Below are 20,463 nucleotides of genomic sequence, written 5' to 3' on the forward strand. Positions count from 1 at the left end.
AAATTAAATGAATAACTAAAGATACGTCAGAAAACTAAAAAGTAGGGGGTGATTAGTAAAAACCAACGTTTTTTATCGTCAACTGGATATGTGGGTGGTTTTTCCCTACAAATATGAATATAATAATTTAAATCAATGGTATGCTGAATTGTAAAATTAAATTAATATTTAATATATCGAGGGCAAAATGAGATACAGAAACAATATGTGTATCGTTTTTTTGTGCTATTGGGTAGGATAAATTACTTTTGTCACGAAGATTAGATTAGTAAACAGAAGCGATTTTCATTGCTTCTATGTAAATATAAATATGAAGAAATTATTATCATTGCCTCCCAATTTGGTGAACAGTTTCCACAAAATTACGAAAGTTGATGTGGATGAATGGTTTTGCACTTCTGATCCGGTGGGTGCCAGATTGGGTTCGGGTGGGGGAACGACCTGGTTGGTTGAAGCGTGCCGGCAACATGAAGCGCCACAAGCCTCAACCGGAGAGTGGTTAGCCAGAGAGAAACGAATCCTGTTGCATGCCGGAGGGCAGAGTCGTCGTTTGCCTGGTTATGCTCCGTCGGGAAAAATCCTGACACCGATCCCGGTATTCCGGTGGGCCAGAGGACAAAAGTTATCTCAGAACTTGCTGTCTTTACAGCTTCCTCTTTATGAGGAAATAATGCATAAAGCCCCGGAATCGCTTCATACATTAATAGCGAGTGGCGATGTATATATACGCAACAGTATGCCGTTGCAGGATATTCCCGAGGTGGATGTCGTTTGTTATGGCTTATGGGTCGACCCGGCTCTGGCAACCAATCATGGCGTGTTTGTATCGGACCGACAGACTCCCGATAAGTTGGACTTTATGTTGCAAAAACCGTCGCTGACTGTTTTGGGACAGTTGGCGCAGACTCATCTTTTTCTGATGGATATAGGTGTCTGGTTGTTGAGTGACCGGGCAATGGAACTGTTGATGAAACGTTCGTATACGGCTGATGGAAAGACAATGAAGTCGTATGACCTCTATTCCGATTTCGGATTGTCGTTGGGAGAGCATCCCCGGATTTCCGATTCCGGATTAAATCAGCTTAGCGTTGCTATTCTTCCTTTAGAGGGTGGCGAGTTTTACCATTACGGGACAAGTCGTGAACTAATATCTTCTACTCTGGCTGTTCAGAATCTGGTGCGTGACCAGCGTGCTATCATGCATCGGAAGGTGAAACCTCATCCTGCGATGTTCGTACAAAATGCAGAAATAAATCTGTCTTTGACTGCTGCTAACTCCGAACTATGGATTGAGAACAGTTATATCGGAAAGCATTGGATACTGGATAATCGTCATATTATTACAGGGGTACCGGAAAATGACTGGGAACTGAACATACCCTCCGGTGTTTGTATTGATGTCGTTCCGATTGGAGAAAAGGAATGGGTAGCTCGTCCATACGGTTTTAATGATCCGTTTAAAGGTGGATCCACAGATGGTAATACGCTCTTTTTAGGGAGATCTGTTCTTGATTGGATGAAGGAAAGAGAGATACAGATAGATGCCTTTGACGATTTGCAAAATGCTTTGTTGTTCCCTGTCTGCAAGAATATTGAAGAATTGGGATTGGTGATGCGTTGGATGGTATCTGAACCGAAACTGGAAAATGGACGGAAAATATGGGAATTGTCTCCAAAGATGTCTGCGAACGAATTATCTGACCGTGCAAACCTGGGCAGGTTATTTTCCCAGCGTGAAAAACTTCGTCAGGCAAACTGGCCGATGTTGGCCGCTAATCATGAGAAAAGTGTCTTTTACCAGTTGGATTTGGCCGATGCCGCTAGCGAATTCGCTGCAGGTAAAATTGAGTTACCGACGCCGCTTTCTTCTGATGCCCCTTTAATGAAGCAGATACATAACCGAATGTTTCGGGCACGTGTTATGCAACTGGAAAGGAAATCGTATGAGAAAGAGCAGCAGGAGGCTTTTTCTCTGCTTAGGGAAGGATTGATTGGCTCTGTTTCCCGTGAAAAGCAATCTCCTTTTTTGAATGTATATCGTGATCAGATCGTATGGGGACGTAGTCCGGTTCGTATCGACCTGGCCGGGGGATGGACAGATACACCGCCTTATTGCATGTATGCCGGAGGAAATGTGGTGAATGTGGCTATCGAGTTGAACGGGCAACCTCCGTTGCAGGTATATGTTAAACCTTCGAAAGAGTATAAGGTGATTTTACGGTCTATCGACCTGGGTGCAATGGAAGTTGTTTCAACCTGGGAGGAACTGAAAGATTTCAAGAAGATAGGTTCTCCTTTCTCCATACCTAAAGCGGCATTGGCTTTGGCAGGTTTTGTCCCTGAATTTGCAGCAGAACATTATTCTTCTCTGGAAGATCAGTTGAAAGATTTTGGCTGTGGCCTGGAAGTAACTTTACTGGCTGCTATTCCGGCAGGTTCCGGATTGGGAACCAGTTCTATCCTTGCTGCAACGGTGCTAGGGGCCGTTTCCGATTTTTGCGGATTGTCTTGGGATAAAAACAGAATAGGCTATCGTACCTTGATCCTTGAGCAGTTGCTGACAACCGGTGGTGGATGGCAGGATCAATACGGTGGTGTATTGCATGGATTGAAGCTTTTACAGACGGGTGAGGGATTCAACCAGAATCCTTCCGTTCGTTGGTTGCCGGAACATCTGTTTACCGATCCGCAATGTCAGGCCTGTCATTTGCTATATTATACTGGGATTACCCGTACTGCAAAGAGTATCCTGGCTGAAATCGTACAGGGAATGTTTCTGAACAGTGCGACCCACCTTCGCCTGCTTTTGGAAATGAAGGTGCATGCACTGGATATGTTTGATGCGATCCAGAGTGGAAACTTCGATACGTATGGTCGGTTGATAGCGAAGACATGGGAACAGAAGAAAGCACTCGACTCCGGTACCAATCCTCCGGCGGTGGAAGAGTTGATTACACAGATCAAAGATTATGCATTAGGATATAAATTACCGGGAGCCGGTGGAGGAGGTTATCTTTATATTGTGGCGAAAGATCCCGAAGCAGCCTTACAGATACGTAAGCAGTTGACTGCTTCCCCACGTAATCCGAATGCCCGCTTTGTGGAAATGGGACTTTCGGACAAGGGGTTACAGATTAGTCGGTCATAATATTTTCTCTTTTATAAAGAGGTATCCGATAGTGGTTAATAAAGCCATAAAGAGGAATGCCATCAAAATAATGACTTTATTAGGAGATATCGCTTTTAAAGGTACAGTAGCAGGGTCGATAATTGCATATACCGGCGTTTGTTCCTGTACCTTAAGTTTATCTTGCTCATATTTTTGTGCCAGCGAGTTGTAGACATTAAACGTTAATGTCATTTCATTTTTTAAGCGTTCTTGTTCTGTGCGGTAGCTTGCTGAAATAATATTTTTGTTCGAGTCTTCGAATTTGGCATATGTTTGTTGGGATTTATAATAAGCATCCCGGGCTTCCGCATATATTTTCTCTGTAAATTTTAAATCTTGTTTTGCCTTTTGAGTTCGATAGTTAGTAATATAGGTCTGGAGTTTCTCCAATATGACCTGTGTTAATGTCGCTGATATGACAGGATCCTGCATTCGTACATTAATTGTTATAACCATCGTTTTCTTATCGACAAATATGGATATACGATTTCTTAATTCGTTTATAACCTGTTGTTGTTCAGCTGTCAGATAGAAAGGGTTCACCTTATCTGACTGTTCTCTTTTTTCGGAGAACAGTTGTTTTATAGCAGCCAATCCCCGGAAAGGAATCCCCAATATATAGCTCCACCAGGTTTCACGCTGGTATTTGCTGATATAATCATATACTGACGAATGGAATGTACCCTTTTTATCAGTTATTTGTACAGGAAATAATTCGACCAGGAAAGGTATGCTTTGGACGACATCCGGATACAGTTCCGGAGATATAGCATCTGAACTACCCGTATTATTCAGGTTGATACCTGCCATAGCAGCCAACCCTCCCAGATCCCCGGTCTTTCTGGTATTATCATTTGTTTCCGGTGCCAGTTTAGCGGTCGTTACATATTCTTTGGGTATGCTGACAGCTATTATTAAACCGATGATAATAGCTGTTCCACATGTTTTCAGAAATAATACTCGCTTTTTCCATGCATATAGGAGTAGTCTAACTTCGTTATCCATAGATATTATTTTTTTATCATGTTTATGATGGAAGTTACCATTGCTGCCATTGATGTTGCCGAACTACTGATACTCATGATTTCTGACAAGCTGGCTCCCCGGTCACGCTGTGACTTGCTCGGTACGACGATTTCACATCCTGGTTCCACTTTCGGATATCGTTTAAAGAATATTCCAGTTTTCCGGGTTGTTGCAACCTGCCCGTTCATATAAATGACGATCGGATATTTACGTGAAAGATCGTTATAGCCTCCGGCCTGTGAAAGACAATCGCGGACGGACATTCCTTTATTATAAGTGATGCTGTTGGGATAGGTTACAGCACCACTGATCTTTACGGTGCTTTGTAGCTGAGGAATATATAGAATATCTCCGTCCTGTAAAACCAGGTCTTCGGTACATCCCGGGTGAGATAATGCTTTCTCCAGATTGATACCGACCGGATAATCATGTATATCTGCCATCGATAAGGAGATCGAATCCTTACTTTGTTTATTGGCATTACTTAATTGTAAAAGAGTTTCGACCTGCCTGATCTCATCATCACTGAGTTTTCGTTTCAAACTGGCTCCTTTTACATAAGCTCCAGGTGTGATACCTCCTGACTCTTTGATCAGATCACTCAGTCGTGTATTTTTATGTGGAAGGGCATAACTGCCGGCAAACATAACTTCACCATTCACCTTTACGACCTGTTGCTTTTGGTATCCCGGAGAGAAACGGACATATACTTCGTCAAAAGGAGCCAACGTAAAGAGTGTGTCGCCAGAGCTTGTTTCTAAGCCGTCTTTTAGGGTAAATTTGAACACCTTAGCTATTTGTTCTGTGCTTTGGGATGATTGAGGATTTTTTATACGTCTGGCTACTTCCACATTGACAGTTGCCGCCGCTTCCTGTAATCCTCCAGCTAGAACGATCGCATCCTCTATGGTCATGTTTTTTCGGTATGGTAAGACGGTATCCGCCTGGTTTACGGCTCCTCCTACCTTGATTGTGTATGGCTCCCGTAAATCAAACAGTGAAGGGATATATAACTGGTCTTCATTCTGTAGTTCTATATCCGGTGAGGTGCCATTCAGTATATCTTGTATATTGATTGCAATGACAGAGTGTGTGAAGTCGGGATTCAGGCGGGTGATTTGGGCACGCCCTATAAATTCGTCTCCTTTTAAACCGGCAGCCTGTTGTATTAACTGTTTGACCGTATGAACAGAAGGACTCAGTTCATATTCTCCCGGGCGCCATATGGCACCGGATATGGTTATCCTGTTTTCGTAAAAGGGAATGACGGAGTCTACCAATAACGAATCACCATCATGAAATGTGAATGTGGGGAATTGCTCCTCTGTCACTGTTGCAATCTGATAACGCGTTCCGGATTTTCTTTTCACAGTAACATCCTTCGTATAAGCATCTCCGGTAAACCCTCCCGCCATATCCAATAATTGTGAAAGGGTTTCTCCTTTTTTTAATTCGAAGATGCGGTTTCGCTTTATTTTCCCTTTGGCAACCACGAGCTGTTCGTATGGGCCGATGATGATCATATCATTGTCTTCCAGTCGTATATTCGTATTATATTCACCATGGAGTAAATAGTTGTAAACATCCAGATTGGCAATTTCTTTACTGTTGCGGTATACTTTGATACTTCGTAGCGAACCGATGTTGTTTACTCCGCCTGCAGCATATAATGCATTGAACAGAGTAGCGAGTGATGTCAGTGTATAAGTTCCGGGAACTACAGCTTCGCCAACTATGTTGACCTTTATACTGCGAATCTGTCCCAGACTGACGGATACAAAAGTATTGGGTTCCCTGCCGTCTATCGTAGCCATAATGCGACCAAGTTCCTGTCGTATCCGCTGTTCAGCCGCCTCTATGGTCAGTCCGCTAAGGGCAACAGGCCCTATATCGGGTATGATGATTGTTCCGTCGGGTGATATTGTCAGTTTCAGATTTAATTCTGAATCACCCCATACGTGGATGAGCACTTCATCGCCGGCCGAAAGTCGGTAATTAACAGGGGTTGGAATATTTAAGACCGGTTCGAAAGTCAGGTTCTTTTCAGAGAATATTTCACGTCCGAATACGATCTCTTCCAACTTCTGAACCGGTTTGTTTTCTTCCCGTTGGAGTTCCAGGGGAGGTAATTCTTTATTGGTAAGAGGTACTCGTCCGGGAGTCTCTTTTTCCGGGGTTAATTGTTCTGCTTGAGATTGTTGGGTAGTTGTTGTCTTATCGATGTATTTTGACATTTCCTGTTGGATCTGTTCTTCCGACATTCCTGCCTGTTTGGCTTTATCCAGCAGCTCCTGTGGTACCTGTGCTTTGATGACGGTACATACTAAAAGACAGAAAATACAAAAAAAGTACCTTTTTACAGTGTTCATAAAATTTCTTTTGTTTTTGTTACGATTCTGTGGCAAGCGAACCCATCTCCGTACGGATTCACGGCTTTACTCATTTGATCATAATAAGTACTGTCCCTCAATAGTCGGGATGTCTCCGTTACGATTTTATTGAAATCTGTTCCTACTAACTTGACAGTTCCTGCGTTTAATGCTTCCGGGCGTTCTGTTGTTTCTCGCATGACCAAAACCGGCTTCCCCAGTCCCGGAGCCTCTTCCTGAATGCCACCGCTATCTGTAAGAACGAGTGTTGACTGTTCCATCAGATAGATGAACGGCAAATATTCCAGCGGCTCTATAAAGAACATATTGGACGGTTTTGAATCTCCGAATATTTCCCGGATCGGTTTCCGTACATTCGGATTCAGATGCATTGGATATACAAAGTCGACAAGCGGATGATTTTCGGCTAATGTCTTGATCGCTTTGCATATAGAAATGAATCCTTCTCCAAAATTCTCACGGCGATGACCTGTTATTAAAACCAATTTCCGGTTACTTTGTTCGGTTAATCGCGAGATTTTATATCCAGACCTATTCAGTTCATTTTCCAGTTGTTGTCTTAGTTCTTCATCCTTTTTTATCTTTTCTACCATATGATATAAGGCGTCGATAACCGTGTTTCCCGTAACGATGATATTCCTTTCTGCAATATTTTCATCCAGCAGATTTTTTTTGCTTAATTCTGTCGGCGAGAAGTGGATAGAAGCGATTCGTCCGGTAAGTTGCCGGTTCATTTCTTCCGGCCATGGGCTGTATATGTTGTGTGTCCGTAATCCGGCCTCTACATGTCCGACGAGGATTTGCTGATAGAAGGCAGCGAGGGCAGTTGCTGTGGAAGTGGTGGTATCTCCATGCACCAGTACAAGGTCTGGCTGTGATTCGCTCAAGACTTCCCGCATTCCGGTTAAAACCCGTGCTGTTACATCATATAAATCCTGCCCTTGTTTCATTATATTCAAATCATAATCAGGATGAATATCGAAGAGATGAAGAACCTGATCCAACATTTCCCTGTGTTGTCCCGTGACGCATACGATTGTCTGAAAATCTTCCGGATATTTCTGATACTCTTTAATAAGCGGAGCCATTTTGATTGCTTCGGGGCGAGTTCCGAATACTAACATTATCTTTTTCATATTTGTGTTGATTATATTTTACCTAGTTTGACTAATACTAAAAAGCGAACCAGATGGATCTGGCGTTTGATGCGGCTGGGCTGTTTTATCAGCCGGTAAGCAAATTCCAGGTTGTGGTCGACCCACCATTTGGGGGCACGTTTGACCTGCCCGGTGTAGACATCGAAACTTCCGCCCAGTCCCTGATAGATGGCCGGATGCACTTTGAACATTTCTTCCATAAGCAACTCCTGTTTAGGTGATCCCATGGCAACAAATACGACATCAGGTTTCCTGTTTTGGATATCGGCGAGCAAAGCTGCTTTTTCCTCTTCCGTTTTGATATATCCGTTTCGATAATTGGCGAATCGGATATCGGGATATTCCTGTTTTAATTTGTTTACGGTTTGTTCGATGACTTCCTGTTTACTGCCTATCAGATAGAATGTTTTATTTTTATCATACAATTCAGCTATTATTTTCAACCACAATTCACAGCCTGGTATCTTGACAGCGTTTTTATAACCTTTCTTTTTCACTGCCATAACGGCTCCATATCCATCACAGTAACCGATGTTCCGGTTTATGATATCACGTGTTTGCTGGGTTGCATGTAATATCTTTTCTGCGTTGATGGCGATTAAGATCCCTTTCCGGCTGTTCACATACTGTAAAAGCTCATTGGCAGAAGTAAAAGGAAAGACCTTTATGCCATTTAATGTAACTCTGTTTTCTTGCATATTTATTCTTGAAAGTTTCACTATTTTCTTTGTATTGAAACATTAGTTTCATCCTGAAGAAACTGTTCTGATAATATTTTTTCCAGATCCTTTGCAACTGTTGAAGCCAGGAAATGCTTTAGGGCATACAGATAATTGGTTTCGGATATTGTTTGGGTAAGTTTCGGATTTAAGATCAGTTGCCTGATGCATTCATAAAAATCCTGTGGGTTGAAAGTGGATATCAAATGTCCCATTTTTCCTTCGATAAAGTAATCAACGATACCTCCGACAGGTCTTGAAACGATCGGTAGACCGAAAGCCATAGCTTCCAGAATGGAAGTTGCCATTCCTTCTTCATAAGAAGGGAGGATATACAGGTCGCTGTTTTTGAAGGCATCAATCAGTGTATTGCCGGAAATAGCTCCTGTCAATATGACATCTTCTATGTGATTCTGCAAAATATATTCTTCCGCCTCGACCAAATCTGCTCCGTCTCCGCAAACCAATAATTTCAGATACGGAAATTCTTTTTTCAATAATCTGAAAGTGTCCAGTGTAATGAAGATCCCTTTAGTCTTGATGATTCGTGCCAGGAAAAGAATTTGCTTGATCTCACCTGTCCTGTGGTTGACATCGAAAGTCTTTAGAAGTTTATCGTCTACCTTGGTGGTTGTCAGTCTGATGGGACAAGTAATACCCATACGAAACAGTTCCTTTTTGAATTCGCCCGATAGGACGAAAATAAGAGAGGATTTATTATATACAAATTTGAATAATCTGGGTTTCCTTACAAGAATAGGTGCCAGGTTTGTGTCCCAACCATGAATAAAAGTTACGACTTTTTTGCAGAACAGTTTTGCCAGTAAGATATATATACCGTCCCGTATCAACTGATATCTTCTCAATGATGGATTGACGATGACGATATCTATCCGGCAGAATATTAGTTTGAATATGTATTTGAGGATATCGAAAGGGAAGCATATAATTGCCGGAATCCCTTTCCGTTTCCCATAGTATTCGTAGGAAAAAGGAAAAGTCCAGTAATCATGTAGCCCTGAATAGTGGCTGGCAACTCCTCCCAAATTTGAAAGATCCGGAACAACAAATAGTAAATTCATTTATGACAATCTTAGATTATAGATGAGGATAAGTATAAACACGCCGCCCATGTAAGTAATGAGCAGTCGCTTCCCGACTTTGCTTTGCCGGTGAACGAATACGTTCAATCCATATCCGGCAATGATCAGTTGAAACGGTATATGAGGTAATTGGTAACGGATATGTAATGTATAGAAAGTAAAGAATATCATAATGCTTTGCAGAAAGATAAATGCAAGCATTGGTAGATAATAGTAAAGTTTCCTTTTGAAAATATACCAGATCCCGTACAGGAAAAAAAAGGAGAACAACATCTTTATAAATGCCGTATAACTGTATATAGTAATATAATTCGCTTTGTCGCTGTCGGATATGAAGTTTGGGAACGGCCCGATTATCATTGCAATAAAATTAACCAGCATGGTAAAGGCACCGCCGTATGAATTTTCGTCGACCCGGTAAGTGACTGCATAGAGTAATGCTTCATAAGAGCCTCCTTGCAGTGTCGCGATAAAATCTACGGCAATTTTGAAAGCTAAACCACCTAAAATAAACCCTCCGATAAGTAGATATTTCAGTCTTTTGGAACTGTTGCTGTTAAATAGCAGTAAACCGGTAATTAATGAGATAAACATCATAAAAACCAGTGCATATCTAAAAAAGAACAAACCAGCTGTATAGGCTAAAAAATACAAGAGGTTTTTCAAGTTCTTTTTTTGCAGATACTTATACATATAATATAAAGACGAAATTGTAAAGAACAGAAAGAAGTTCTCTTTTAGTCCGACTACTGTGGTATAGGCCAGAAACGGCAACGTCCCCCAAATGAAAGTGACCAGAAGGGCGTAACTTTTCTCCAGAAAATAACCAGCCAACTGATATAGCCGGAATGAAGAGATTGTGATAACAAGTATGTTGAAAAGTAATAGAAGATCGATTCCTATATTAGCACCAAAAATGTGGTAAGTAAAATAGACAATTAGAGGAAATCCCCAGTCGTCTATATTGAAACTATTACATTTCAGATAAGTGAAGAGTTCTTCCAGTGAGTAATTCTGAACCGCAACACCGGTTGAATGATATAACCATGAATCGATCGGGTTGTATCCTAGAGGATTACCGAAATGTAGAGTATAATAATAACGTAGTGTAATGGATGTTACATATTGAAATAAGATAATACTCAGTAGGCATCCGGTTATTTTATTTCTTGAAAAGACCTGAACACCCAATATGAAAATCAATATGATGAAGAATAATTGAAATAGAATCATTCCGTTATCCGGAGCATTTGCCGGATAAAATAAAGGTAACAGAATGGCTAATCCCGCATAAGAAATAGAGATGCAGGAGCTAATGACGACTGTGTTATAATGATTTGTATATAACATCTTTGTACATATTGTCAATGGAAACCGAATGATAGAAAGCGAGCGCCTTTTTGCTATAAAGATCATATTGGCTATCTATGGCTTGAATTGCATCCAATATCTCTCCAACCTTGTCTGTATCTACACAGATACCGGCTTGTGATATACCGATAGTCGATTGAAGACCGGGAATACTGTTTCCGAGCATCGGTATCCCAAACCCTGCATATTCCCATATTTTATTAGGTGCACAAAATATGTTATTCAGTGATTCGTATGTATAGGTGACAATCCCGATATGTGCATGGCTTGTGATATGCAGATGAAGAGGAGGAGATACAAAATTTTGGTGAATGATAAATGGAAACCGGCTTTTGAGGTCAGCCAGGTAATCCGTTTCTTTTCCCATCAAAACCAAGCAATAATCCGGCAATTGCGATACGGCTTCACAGATAGCATCCAGTCTTCTTTCTTCAATGATATGTCCTTGGTAAAGGATTATCTTTGGGGATATATGCTGCAAAATGGTGTTGTCGATCCGGTCGATAGACAGTTTTTTACAACACGGATGTTCGGAAGGTTTGTTAGGTATGACAAACGGAGTCTTTGGTAGATTGAACCATACCCGGAATATATTGGCTCTGTTTATTTCTGGAACTACAATATTGTGGGCGTACGCCGATAAGTGATGCAGCCATTTTAACCGAACCGGAAATTTATCATAAAGTTCGAATATGTTCAGGATAAAATTATGTCTCTCGATAATTCCCCGTAAGTGGAGAGCTGTATCGACTGTCGCAATCCAGATAACGTCATACGTATTATTTGCCAAATAGTTCTTTACAAACTTCCTGTATTTAATAATCCGGTTAATACGGTCGTATGCTTTGTGGAACAGATTTCCCATATAAGGCTTCCCGTACAGGTGGAAAAAGGTTACCTGTTTTTTATAACGTTTGTCAATGTTGGGATCATATTCTCCCTCAATAACGGTGACGGAGAAATCTTCCTGCCGGGTTATTGAATCCAGAAGAGCTATAACGGGAGGGTATCTTTCTATATTTGTATCAATTAGAACAACGATATGTATCATAGTCGATTTGTATTAAGCATTTATATATATTCGGTATAATTTGTTTGCCTGTTTCTCTATATTAAATGAATCGTTCCATTTTTCTTTAGACCGGACAGCCATTTCCCGGCGATATTCTTTATTCCGGTATAATTCATTCAAATAGTAGGCCAATTGGCTGGCTGATTCGTTGTTGATCAGGAAACCATTTGATTTATGAATGATGATTTCCGGTATGCCTCCGATTCGTGTTCCGATCAAAGGCAGGGCAGCAGAGGATGCTTCCATTAAAGCAACCGGTAGTCCCTCAAATCTGGAAGGCTGTATATACACGTCGAAAGCAGGTAGGATTTCCAGTATATCGAATCTTTTACCAAGCCAGACAATATGATTATCTACTTGGAGTTCGGAAGCAAACGATCGCATTGCCTTAGAATAATTGTCTTTTCTCCTGTCGTCTCCGATCAGGTAAACCTTGAAATCGTTTATCTGATATTCTTTTTTTAGTATCTGTGTGGCTTTGATAATTATATCGATCCCTTTCAGATATTCGAAAGCGGAGATATGGCATATCCGAAATACCGGTTTATCGTTGAAGCCTAGTTTGACTCTTGCACTTTCCTGTTCGGTAGTGACTGGATTTACTCCCAGATATAAGCATCTGACTTTTCCGTTTTGGTGTAGAAACTGAAGATACTGTTGCTCTACAGCCCGACTGACGCAAATAACGGCATTGCTTTGCCGGTACACGAAGCGGCAATACCAAGTGTAGAGTATTGTTTTGACAAATCCTTTCTGTTTCCTGTACTCTTTATAGGAAGAGTAAGGATTTACTGTCGAATGGAAAGAGATAAACAGTTTGAAGTGATAAAAGAGATGGAGGAAACAAGTAAGCAATTTGAATGCCGATGTAAAATGGACATGGACGATAGCCGGTCTATACAACAGGAAACAGTTCAGATATTCTTTAAGCAGTTTTAGTGTGCCGGATTTAGAATCCAGTAACACGATTGTATGTCCGTTCTCTATCAATGCCTCGTGGTACACAGGAGCATCTTCCAGTGTATCATAAAACAGGAATATGTTATGATAATTATCTTTTGCCAGTTTATTTGCCAACATAAGGGTAAACTTATCGAGACCGGAGTATACCTTTGGCGAATAACACATGCAATGGAATATATATTTTTTATTCATACTGTATTTATGTATTAGTGATCGATAAAGTCTGTGTACAGGTGAAACTTTACGTTTCCTTCCAGCAAAGACAAAAAGGACAAGGCTGAGAATGTAAAGTCCTTGGGATGATCCAAAAATACCAACAACTCTTTTTTCTCTTTCTTCAAAGCATGAAACAAGACATAGGGTGACATCCGTGATAGCGTGAATTTAGACAGGATTGAACCGCTTTTCCTAATCTTTGTCGGAAGAGTTCCATAAGAAATCCGGGAATGGGTTCCATCTGTTGTTTGCCGGAATAATCCGGGGGTGAGATATTTATGTACGCAATTGACAATCCGCATGGGGAATGTATATTCGTAGGAAGAAATGGGAAATTCAATAAACTCCCCGTCTTGATCTTCTACCAGGACATCGTTTTTAAATGTATATATCGGTTTGTCCGGTGTAAGTGTGAAGTCATAAAAGGAATCGTCTCCTTTGTAACGGAACCCGGTTGAGACGGATGAATCTATTTTTATATTCGCTTTCTTAAAAGCCTTGTATAAATGGGAAAAAGGTTGTACTGCCCATCCGCCCGCCCGGAAAGCTACAATCCGATACGAAGGGTCAACTGTTCCGGCAATCCTGTTCAACATATTACAACCTTCAGTAAACATGTCGGACACTGTTTCTTCCGGTAAGGAATTCAGACTGTAATGGGTAAAATCTTTAAAGTCCCAGGTTCCGTTTCCATTGTAGCGGGCATCTATCCAGTGAGGGTGGATATGCAGTTCGATGCGATGACCTTGCCGCACGATTTTTTGCAGTTGGGTTGTTATCTTTTGGGCATCTTCCACTGTTTGTGGCTGTGCTTCTAAAAACTTGATCATTAAATAATCGACGAAAAAGGTTGCTTTCCCGTTGATTCTGTTTAGTTTATTAAGTAATAATTCGGTAGGACGTATAATGCTATTGTCCACAGTTCCGGATCTTTCTCCAAAGAATAATTCGTAGTCGAATGATAATATAACTTTTTTCATGTAATCAGTAATTATAAGACCGATTTGATCTTGTTTCTTACCCAATCTCTGGCTTGCCTATCCAGTACGATGAAATAGGAGCATGTCATGACGGAAAATGATGATGTTATAACGATCACAAATAGCCTAAACAAGCTGCTCTCCATGTGGAAATAAACCAGAGCAGGTAGGATGGATGACAGGATAACCATATAGAAAAGAGGATAAACGATTTGTTTTAGAATCACTTTTCTGGAAATGTTTATCCATTTATTCAGATAATGAGTTTCTACCACCAGACAGAGAACCACTACAATGATATTCAGTATGAACGGTGTATAAAAGGGTAATCCGATTTTGAGAAGCAGGTACGATACCGGTAATACCATTATTTGCATGGGGCCGGTGAACAGATTCACTTCCTTCATGCGTCCGACTGCCTCGATAGCTATATCAAACGGTCGGTTGAAGGTGTAAAATAGGCTTTGAATAATCACCAGCCGGGCCATGATCATGGTTTCAGAAGGAACTTCTTTCAGCCATAGAACGAGGATTTTATTGATATCCAGAAAGACCGGCAATGAGAGAAGCCATAGTAATGAAAAACCGTATTTCGAATTTTGGTACAGCAGGTTTTTCATTGATTCCTTTTTGTCGTCGGCATATAATTTTACGACTTGCGGAGTTACGGCGATTTGGAAATTATTTACAAACGAGGTCAAAGCCGAGTTTATTTGGTAAGCGATCGCACGTGCTGCATTGATAGCCGGATAGAAGAATATATTCAACAGGATATTTACTCCCTGGCTACTAAGTAGATATCCGAACATGCTCATCATATTCCAGCCGGAAAAAACAAGTATAGGTTTGTACAGTGCCTTATCTTTCACTATGATAAATGCGCATTCCGGATATTTTTTTCTGCAATACAGAATGTATATTCCGCTGATAACCAGATTGACAAGGAAGATCAATAGTGAATAAAGTATCAGTTTGTCTGTATTTATCATCACCAGTAAATAAACGATCAAAAGCTTTAGTACCACGTCAATAATGCTGACATATGCATAGATATTCATGCGCTCATGTGCAATGATACAGGCGTTGTAGGGAGACTGGATGATCGTTAACAGACTGGCGGCAATGGAAAACTGATAGCACCATTGTGCCGCATACATCCGGTCTGGTGGAATATTCATTTTATAGTCAAGAAACCACAGACCGATTGTTTCTGCCAGAAGCAGGATCAGGATTGCCAGAAAGAAATGGATAATGAGAGTGGCAGAAAATGTTTTTTGAAGTCGGATGAAATTTCTTTTACCTAATTCGAAGGTTAGGAACCGCTGTGTTCCGGAAGTCAGTGTCCCTTTCAGAAAAGAGAACATAGTAACTACTCCGCCGACTACATTGTAGATCCCGTAATCATTTACTCCCAGTGCATTTAGAACGACCCTGGAGGTATATAAGGTAACTGCCATAGTCAGCAGCATCCTTATATACATCATCATGGCGTTTTTGGCAATGCGCTTGTTGCTCTCTGTCGTTGTCATTCTTTTTTATAGACTCCGGCAAAATCGAGTATTATTTTCTTTGGGTCGTAAACTAACTCTTTGAAAGGATCGTGTGCCACCAAAAACGCCACAATATCCGCCTTTTCGTACGCCTCCCTGTAATCAGTCAGTTTAAACACCTTATGCTCCTGCACATTCGGTTCGACGACCAGGATGTCGGCATTGTTATGGCTTTGCATTACTTTGGTTGTGATGTATTTGGCTGGTGATTCCCTGAGGTCGTCGATGTTGGGCTTGAAGGCCAGGCCCATCATGGCGACGATTGGCTGGCGGTGATGCTTCAGCTCGAATTTGAGCATGGCGTTTTCTATCTTTTCTGCACACCAGAACGCTTTGTAGTTGTTGATCTCACGCGCTTTGGCGATCAGCTGCGACTCGTAGGGGAATTCGGCGGTGATGAAATACGGATCCACAGCTATGCAATGTCCACCGACACCGGAACCCGGTTGAAGGATATTTACCCGGGGATGTTTGTTGGCCAGCTCGATAAGCTCCCAGATATTGATCCCGGCCTTGTCACATATCAACGACAGTTCGTTGGCAAAGGCGATTTGTACGTCGCGGGACGAGTTTTCGGTTAACTTGCACATCTCCGCTGTTTTGGCATTGGTCTTATGCAATGTACCTTTTACGAAACGGCTATAGAACTCGATTGCTTTCCCGGTCGACTCCGGATCGATACCACCGATCACCCGGTCGTTATGCATCAGTTCATAAATGACATTACCCGGCAATACGCGTTCCGGACAGTAGGCAATGTATATTTTCCCCTTCAGTTCCGGACGAAGTGAGAAGATCAGTTCCGTCATTTTATTCGTTGTTCCTACCGGTGAGGTAGATTCTATCACGAACAGGTCGCCCTCTTTCAATAGGGGGATAGTCGAACGGGTTGCCGTTTCCACATAAGAGATATCCGGTTCATGGTTTCCTTTGAATGGGGTCGGTACCACAATCAGATATACATCGCTGACCTCCGGTTTGACGGAAGCTTTCAGATGTCCGGAAGCCACTACCTGCTGGCACAACTCCTGCAATCCCGGTTCTACAATATGGATCAAACCTTTATTGGTCATTTCTACCACCTGTGGGTTGATATCTACGCCTACGACGTCAATGCCGTGTTCGGCTGCTATTATTGCTGTGGGCAGGCCTATGTAGCCAAGCCCCATAAAACATGCTTTCATCTTTTAGTTCAGTCTTTTAAATAATATTTTTTTCATTGATAATTTTCTTCTTATGATATATCTTGTCCAGACAAACATTCAGTAACGTCCAGACCACTATATCTCCCAGAAACAGGATATTGATGTTGACGAAGGGAGCAAGCAGAATATTCACGCTGCTGAATATCCATGAGATCCCGAGGATATAAAGCAACGCCTTTCGTGGTGAAAAGCCCATCGCCAGAAATTTATGATGTATATGGTTCCTGTCAGGTGAAAACAGACTTTTCTTTCTACGGAACCGGATCAGCATAACCCGGATCACATCGAACATCGGAACGATCAGTGTAGAGAAAGAAATCAGTATCGCACTGGGCGAGTGGGGAGCTTCATACGGATCGTATACGGCATAACGGATACATAGAAATGCCAGGATATATCCTAAAGTCAGGCTACCGGTATCCCCCATAAATATCTTGCGGCCATGTTCGGCCTGTCCGAATACGTTGTAGTAGAAAAAGGGGATGAGCACACCCAATGTCGAGAAAGACAGCATGGCATACGTCCACATCTGATAGTGCAGAAACAGGGATCCTAAAATGAGCAATGCCGCTCCGCTCAATCCGGAAGCCAATCCGTCGATGCCATCGATCAGGTTGATCGCGTTGGTTATGAATACGATAGCAAATATCGTTAACGGCATCCCGATCCAGGGAGCCAGTTCATTGATCCCGAATAAACCGTAAAAGTTATTGATCCATAAACCCGATAGGGGAAGCATCGTGGCTGCGATGATCTGTACGATGAATTTGGTATGATACCGCAGGCCGATCAAATCATCTTTAATACCTGCCAGGTAAAGAATGATCAGTCCGCAGATAAGCAGATAAAAATCGGGAGTGATGTGGGGAGTGATATCCTTCGGTATTTTCAAACCATACAGATAACCCAGATAGGAGATAGCGGAGACAAAAGCTAATGAGAATAAAATAGTCGGGGCGAATGATATCCCACCCAAGCGGGGAATAGCTTCTGTATGTATTTTTCGCTCATTAGGCATATCAAAGAGTCTTTTCGTTAATGCCACGATCAGGATGCGTGGAATTATTAACATCGAGAAGATGATTGATATTATAAAAGCTAGTAAAATCAAGAGATATATCATTTGCGTTGTAAGTTAAGTTATACGACAATGTTCGTCAGTCACATGGGGGTAACTGTCGGAAGCGATTTTGCTCATAAAAAACATACCTGATTTTTGGCTGATAGGGGGCGTGTCCCTGGAGAGGTATGTGTTTTTTGTCTAGCTGTGTATATAAACAGAAAATGCGCAAAAACGTTCATGGGAGAAGTTGCATTTACTCTATTTTAACGCTGAATTTCAACACATTTGACGGTGTATAGAAAGGTGTCGGTAATAGGCATCGCCTGATATTCCATGTATACAAAAGATTATATTTTGTTGTTAAAGACTACTTTTTCTCTTTTTTGCATTCATTGGCTTCATTATTGTATATACCTTTTGATAATTAAAGCTTTAAAGAATGTATTGCAGGCCCTTCGGGTTCATTTTGCTTTCATCCCGGCTTCATCCCGGGTTCCCCCCGGGTTATATCTGATTTTTTGATTGGTAGTAACTGCGGCTTTTAACTTAGAATAATAGAACTGGGGTGAAATGCGTAAAGTATTGGTATTTAATTTATTGCAGTTCCCTGAATTTTTTTAATAAGGGAACTCCAGTTCCTTCCGCAGGAAACTACAATTTCCTATGCGGGAAACTCGCGTTTCCTCCTATGGAAACTCCGGTTTCCTAAGCAGGAAACTGAGACAGGACGAAGTGTCACGATTTATGATAAGTTGTCAACTGGTTACCTGTATCGGCAAATGATATGATTTTACTGATTGAAAAGAGTAGGAATGGTGATAAAAAAAGAATAGAGCATGAAGGTCTATGAAAGCAGGTATGACGGCCATATGAACCCGAAATGAACCCGTGTTTTGTTTGTAATATGTTGATAGCTAATTTGATATGGCAAATAATGAAGGCTGGAGGCATAAAGCATAAAAAAAGAGAACCAACCTTGTTGATTCTCTTTCGGTAGTTGCGGAGACAGGACTCGAACCTATGACCTTTGGGTTATGAGCCCAACGAGCTACCACTGCTCCACTCCGCGATATAGTTGCTATCATTACCTGATTGCGAGTGCAAAGGTATGAATTATTTCTTACAAAACAAATTATTTTACAAATAGTTTGTGTATTTCTTTGCTTGACACATTTACCCTGCTGATAGTAAGGCAAATGTGTCAATCTGTTTTATAATTCATTTTCTTCAAAATAATCTGCTTCATATACCTTCAGCTTCTTTTGCAGCCGGCCGATCTCCTGTTGCATGGATTTGACACGGTTCAGCAGATGGTGAATGGCGTCTATTCCTTCGAAGTTGATGGACAGGTCGTAATACATACGTGTATACCTTTCAATATCGTGCAGTTGGGAAGCTTTCAGGAACTTCTCACCTTCAACGATACGGATTTCTATCAGTCCTCCTTCTTCCAGGCGGAAAATGAAGGCCGGTTCGATATGGCATATCCGGCAATATTCATTGACTATAATTAAATCTGCTTGCATAGTACTCATGTTTTATTGATTAAGACTCTGTATTTCGCGGAACAACTCTTTCTGTTTATCCGTCAGATTAGTCGGTATCTCGATAGTATAGGTAACTATCAGGTCACCGAACTGCCCTTCTTTCTTATAGATAGGGAAACCTTTGCCTTTCAGGCGCACCTTGGTGTTGTTCTGGGTGCCGGGGCTGACTTTCAGCTTCACCTTGCTGTCCATCGTTTCCACAATCTGTTCGCCTCCTAAGATGGCAGTGTACATGTTGAGGGGAACGGTCACATACAGATCGTCGCCCACACGTTTGAACCTGCCGTTGTCGGTAATGGCAAAGGTGATGTATAAGTCTCCGGCAGGACCGCCCTTAACGCCCGGGCCTCCCTGGCCTTTCAGTTTGATGGTTTGTCCGTCGGCAATACCGGCCGGTACGGTGATACGCAGATTCTTTCCGTTGACGGTGATCACCTGCTTGTGTGTCTTTGCAGCGTCAGCCAAAGAAAGACTGAGTGAAGCATTATAATCCTGTCCGCGGAACATGTGGCTGCCTCCGCCACTGCTGCGGCCGCTTCTTCCTCCGAACATGGATTCGAAGAAGTCGGAGAATCCGCTGCCGTCGTCGGATGCGCTCCAGTAAGATCCGCCGCCACCGCCAAAGCCGCCGTTCTGATACTGTCCGTATTGTTGTTGCTGCGCTTCGAATTGGTCGGCATGTTTCCAGTTTTCGCCATATTGATCGTATTTCTTCCGTTTTTCAGGATCGCTTAATACCTCATTGGCTTCGTTGATCTCCTGGAATTTCCGGTGAGCATCCGGATCGTTCGGATTCAGGTCAGGGTGATATTTACGGGCCAGCTTCTTGTACGCTTTTTTTATGTCGTCCTGCGAAGCCCCTTTATTCACTCCAAGAATGTTGTAATAGTCTATATAAGCCATATTATTTATATTGTTAAGTCTTTATGTCA

15 protein-coding genes and 1 tRNA gene are annotated in these 20,463 nt (G+C 41.7%); 1 reads left to right on the top strand and 15 read right to left on the bottom strand.

Features of this window, described 5'->3' with window-relative positions:
• Positions 1 to 304: 304 nt before the first annotated feature.
• A complete protein-coding gene (locus tag HMPREF1212_RS05030; RefSeq protein WP_255353073.1) occupies positions 305 to 3,148 on the top strand; it encodes a bifunctional fucokinase/fucose-1-phosphate guanylyltransferase in 2,844 nt (947 codons plus the stop codon).
• Here HMPREF1212_RS05030 and HMPREF1212_RS05035 read toward each other — a convergent pair.
• The 15 genes from HMPREF1212_RS05035 to HMPREF1212_RS05105 all read right to left on the bottom strand — a co-directional run bounded on the left by HMPREF1212_RS05035 (position 3,143) and on the right by HMPREF1212_RS05105 (position 20,434).
• The gene (locus tag HMPREF1212_RS05035) at positions 3,143 to 4,174 is read right to left on the bottom strand and encodes a GNVR domain-containing protein (protein WP_046148638.1); all 1,032 of its coding nucleotides are present in this window, start codon (positions 4,172 to 4,174) and stop codon (positions 3,143 to 3,145) included. The genes HMPREF1212_RS05030 and HMPREF1212_RS05035 overlap by 6 nt on opposite strands.
• A 5-nt stretch (positions 4,175 to 4,179) precedes the next feature.
• Positions 4,180 to 6,564 (bottom strand): SLBB domain-containing protein, encoded by a 2,385-nt coding sequence (locus HMPREF1212_RS05040; RefSeq protein WP_046148639.1) that lies wholly within the window; start codon positions 6,562 to 6,564, stop codon positions 4,180 to 4,182.
• Entirely contained in the window at positions 6,561 to 7,721 is a 1,161-nt protein-coding gene (wecB, locus tag HMPREF1212_RS05045; protein ID WP_046148640.1) for a non-hydrolyzing UDP-N-acetylglucosamine 2-epimerase, read from the bottom strand. Before wecB ends, HMPREF1212_RS05040 begins: the two co-directional genes overlap by 4 nt.
• A gap of 11 nt (positions 7,722 to 7,732) precedes the next feature.
• Positions 7,733 to 8,440 (bottom strand): WecB/TagA/CpsF family glycosyltransferase, encoded by a 708-nt coding sequence (locus HMPREF1212_RS05050; protein WP_046148641.1) that lies wholly within the window; start codon positions 8,438 to 8,440, stop codon positions 7,733 to 7,735.
• 20 nt (positions 8,441 to 8,460) lie between these two features.
• Positions 8,461 to 9,543, bottom strand: a complete 1,083-nt coding sequence (locus HMPREF1212_RS05055; protein WP_046148642.1) for a glycosyltransferase family 4 protein — start codon at positions 9,541 to 9,543, stop codon at positions 8,461 to 8,463.
• Positions 9,544 to 10,914 (bottom strand): glycosyltransferase family 39 protein, encoded by a 1,371-nt coding sequence (locus HMPREF1212_RS05060; RefSeq protein ID WP_046148643.1) that lies wholly within the window; start codon positions 10,912 to 10,914, stop codon positions 9,544 to 9,546.
• On the bottom strand, positions 10,892 to 11,986 hold the full coding sequence (locus HMPREF1212_RS05065) for a glycosyltransferase family protein (protein ID WP_046148644.1): 1,095 nt from the start codon (positions 11,984 to 11,986) through the stop codon (positions 10,892 to 10,894). The genes HMPREF1212_RS05060 and HMPREF1212_RS05065 overlap by 23 nt, the downstream gene beginning before the upstream one ends.
• 12 nt (positions 11,987 to 11,998) lie before the next feature.
• The gene (locus HMPREF1212_RS05070; RefSeq protein ID WP_082099823.1) at positions 11,999 to 13,162 is read right to left on the bottom strand and encodes a glycosyltransferase family 4 protein; all 1,164 of its coding nucleotides are present in this window, start codon (positions 13,160 to 13,162) and stop codon (positions 11,999 to 12,001) included.
• Positions 13,163 to 13,176: 14 nt separating this feature from the next.
• Positions 13,177 to 14,166 carry a polysaccharide deacetylase family protein gene (locus tag HMPREF1212_RS05075; protein ID WP_046148646.1) on the bottom strand — a complete coding sequence of 330 codons (990 nt, stop codon included), beginning with the start codon at positions 14,164 to 14,166 and terminating at the stop codon, positions 13,177 to 13,179.
• Positions 14,167 to 14,177: 11 nt separating this feature from the next.
• The gene (locus tag HMPREF1212_RS05080; RefSeq protein WP_046148647.1) at positions 14,178 to 15,695 is read right to left on the bottom strand and encodes an MATE family efflux transporter; all 1,518 of its coding nucleotides are present in this window, start codon (positions 15,693 to 15,695) and stop codon (positions 14,178 to 14,180) included.
• Entirely contained in the window at positions 15,692 to 16,900 is a 1,209-nt protein-coding gene (gene wecC, locus HMPREF1212_RS05085; RefSeq protein ID WP_046148648.1) for a UDP-N-acetyl-D-mannosamine dehydrogenase, read from the bottom strand. Before wecC ends, HMPREF1212_RS05080 begins: the two co-directional genes overlap by 4 nt.
• A gap of 16 nt (positions 16,901 to 16,916) precedes the next feature.
• On the bottom strand, positions 16,917 to 18,044 hold the full coding sequence (locus tag HMPREF1212_RS05090; RefSeq protein ID WP_028727554.1) for an MraY family glycosyltransferase: 1,128 nt from the start codon (positions 18,042 to 18,044) through the stop codon (positions 16,917 to 16,919).
• Between the two features lie 937 nt (positions 18,045 to 18,981).
• Positions 18,982 to 19,053: transfer RNA gene (locus tag HMPREF1212_RS05095), tRNA-Met, on the bottom strand.
• Positions 19,054 to 19,195: 142 nt separating this feature from the next.
• Positions 19,196 to 19,510, bottom strand: a complete 315-nt coding sequence (locus HMPREF1212_RS05100) for a chaperone modulator CbpM (protein ID WP_028727553.1) — start codon at positions 19,508 to 19,510, stop codon at positions 19,196 to 19,198.
• A 12-nt stretch (positions 19,511 to 19,522) separates the two neighbouring features.
• A complete protein-coding gene (locus HMPREF1212_RS05105; RefSeq protein WP_046148649.1) occupies positions 19,523 to 20,434 on the bottom strand; it encodes a DnaJ C-terminal domain-containing protein in 912 nt (303 codons plus the stop codon).
• Between the last annotated feature and the right edge of the window lie 29 nt (positions 20,435 to 20,463).

The organism is Parabacteroides sp. HGS0025 (assembly GCF_000969845.1).
GTDB classification, from domain to species: Bacteria; Bacteroidota; Bacteroidia; order Bacteroidales; family Tannerellaceae; genus Parabacteroides; species Parabacteroides gordonii.

Coding starts and splice junctions, on each gene's coding strand:
- HMPREF1212_RS05035 (WP_046148638.1), bottom strand. CDS start 4,174: ATGGATAACGAAGTTAGACTACTCCTATATGCATGGAAAAAGCGAGTA.
- HMPREF1212_RS05040 (WP_046148639.1), bottom strand. CDS start 6,564: ATGAACACTGTAAAAAGGTACTTTTTTTGTATTTTCTGTCTTTTAGTA.
- wecB (WP_046148640.1), bottom strand. CDS start 7,721: ATGAAAAAGATAATGTTAGTATTCGGAACTCGCCCCGAAGCAATCAAA.
- HMPREF1212_RS05050 (WP_046148641.1), bottom strand. CDS start 8,440: ATGCAAGAAAACAGAGTTACATTAAATGGCATAAAGGTCTTTCCTTTT.
- HMPREF1212_RS05055 (WP_046148642.1), bottom strand. CDS start 9,543: ATGAATTTACTATTTGTTGTTCCGGATCTTTCAAATTTGGGAGGAGTT.
- HMPREF1212_RS05060 (WP_046148643.1), bottom strand. CDS start 10,914: ATGTTATATACAAATCATTATAACACAGTCGTCATTAGCTCCTGCATC.
- HMPREF1212_RS05065 (WP_046148644.1), bottom strand. CDS start 11,986: ATGATACATATCGTTGTTCTAATTGATACAAATATAGAAAGATACCCT.
- HMPREF1212_RS05070 (WP_082099823.1), bottom strand. CDS start 13,162: ATGAATAAAAAATATATATTCCATTGCATGTGTTATTCGCCAAAGGTA.
- HMPREF1212_RS05075 (WP_046148646.1), bottom strand. CDS start 14,166: ATGAAAAAAGTTATATTATCATTCGACTACGAATTATTCTTTGGAGAA.
- HMPREF1212_RS05080 (WP_046148647.1), bottom strand. CDS start 15,695: ATGACAACGACAGAGAGCAACAAGCGCATTGCCAAAAACGCCATGATG.
- wecC (WP_046148648.1), bottom strand. CDS start 16,900: ATGAAAGCATGTTTTATGGGGCTTGGCTACATAGGCCTGCCCACAGCA.
- HMPREF1212_RS05090 (WP_028727554.1), bottom strand. CDS start 18,044: ATGATATATCTCTTGATTTTACTAGCTTTTATAATATCAATCATCTTC.
- HMPREF1212_RS05100 (WP_028727553.1), bottom strand. CDS start 19,510: ATGCAAGCAGATTTAATTATAGTCAATGAATATTGCCGGATATGCCAT.
- HMPREF1212_RS05105 (WP_046148649.1), bottom strand. CDS start 20,434: ATGGCTTATATAGACTATTACAACATTCTTGGAGTGAATAAAGGGGCT.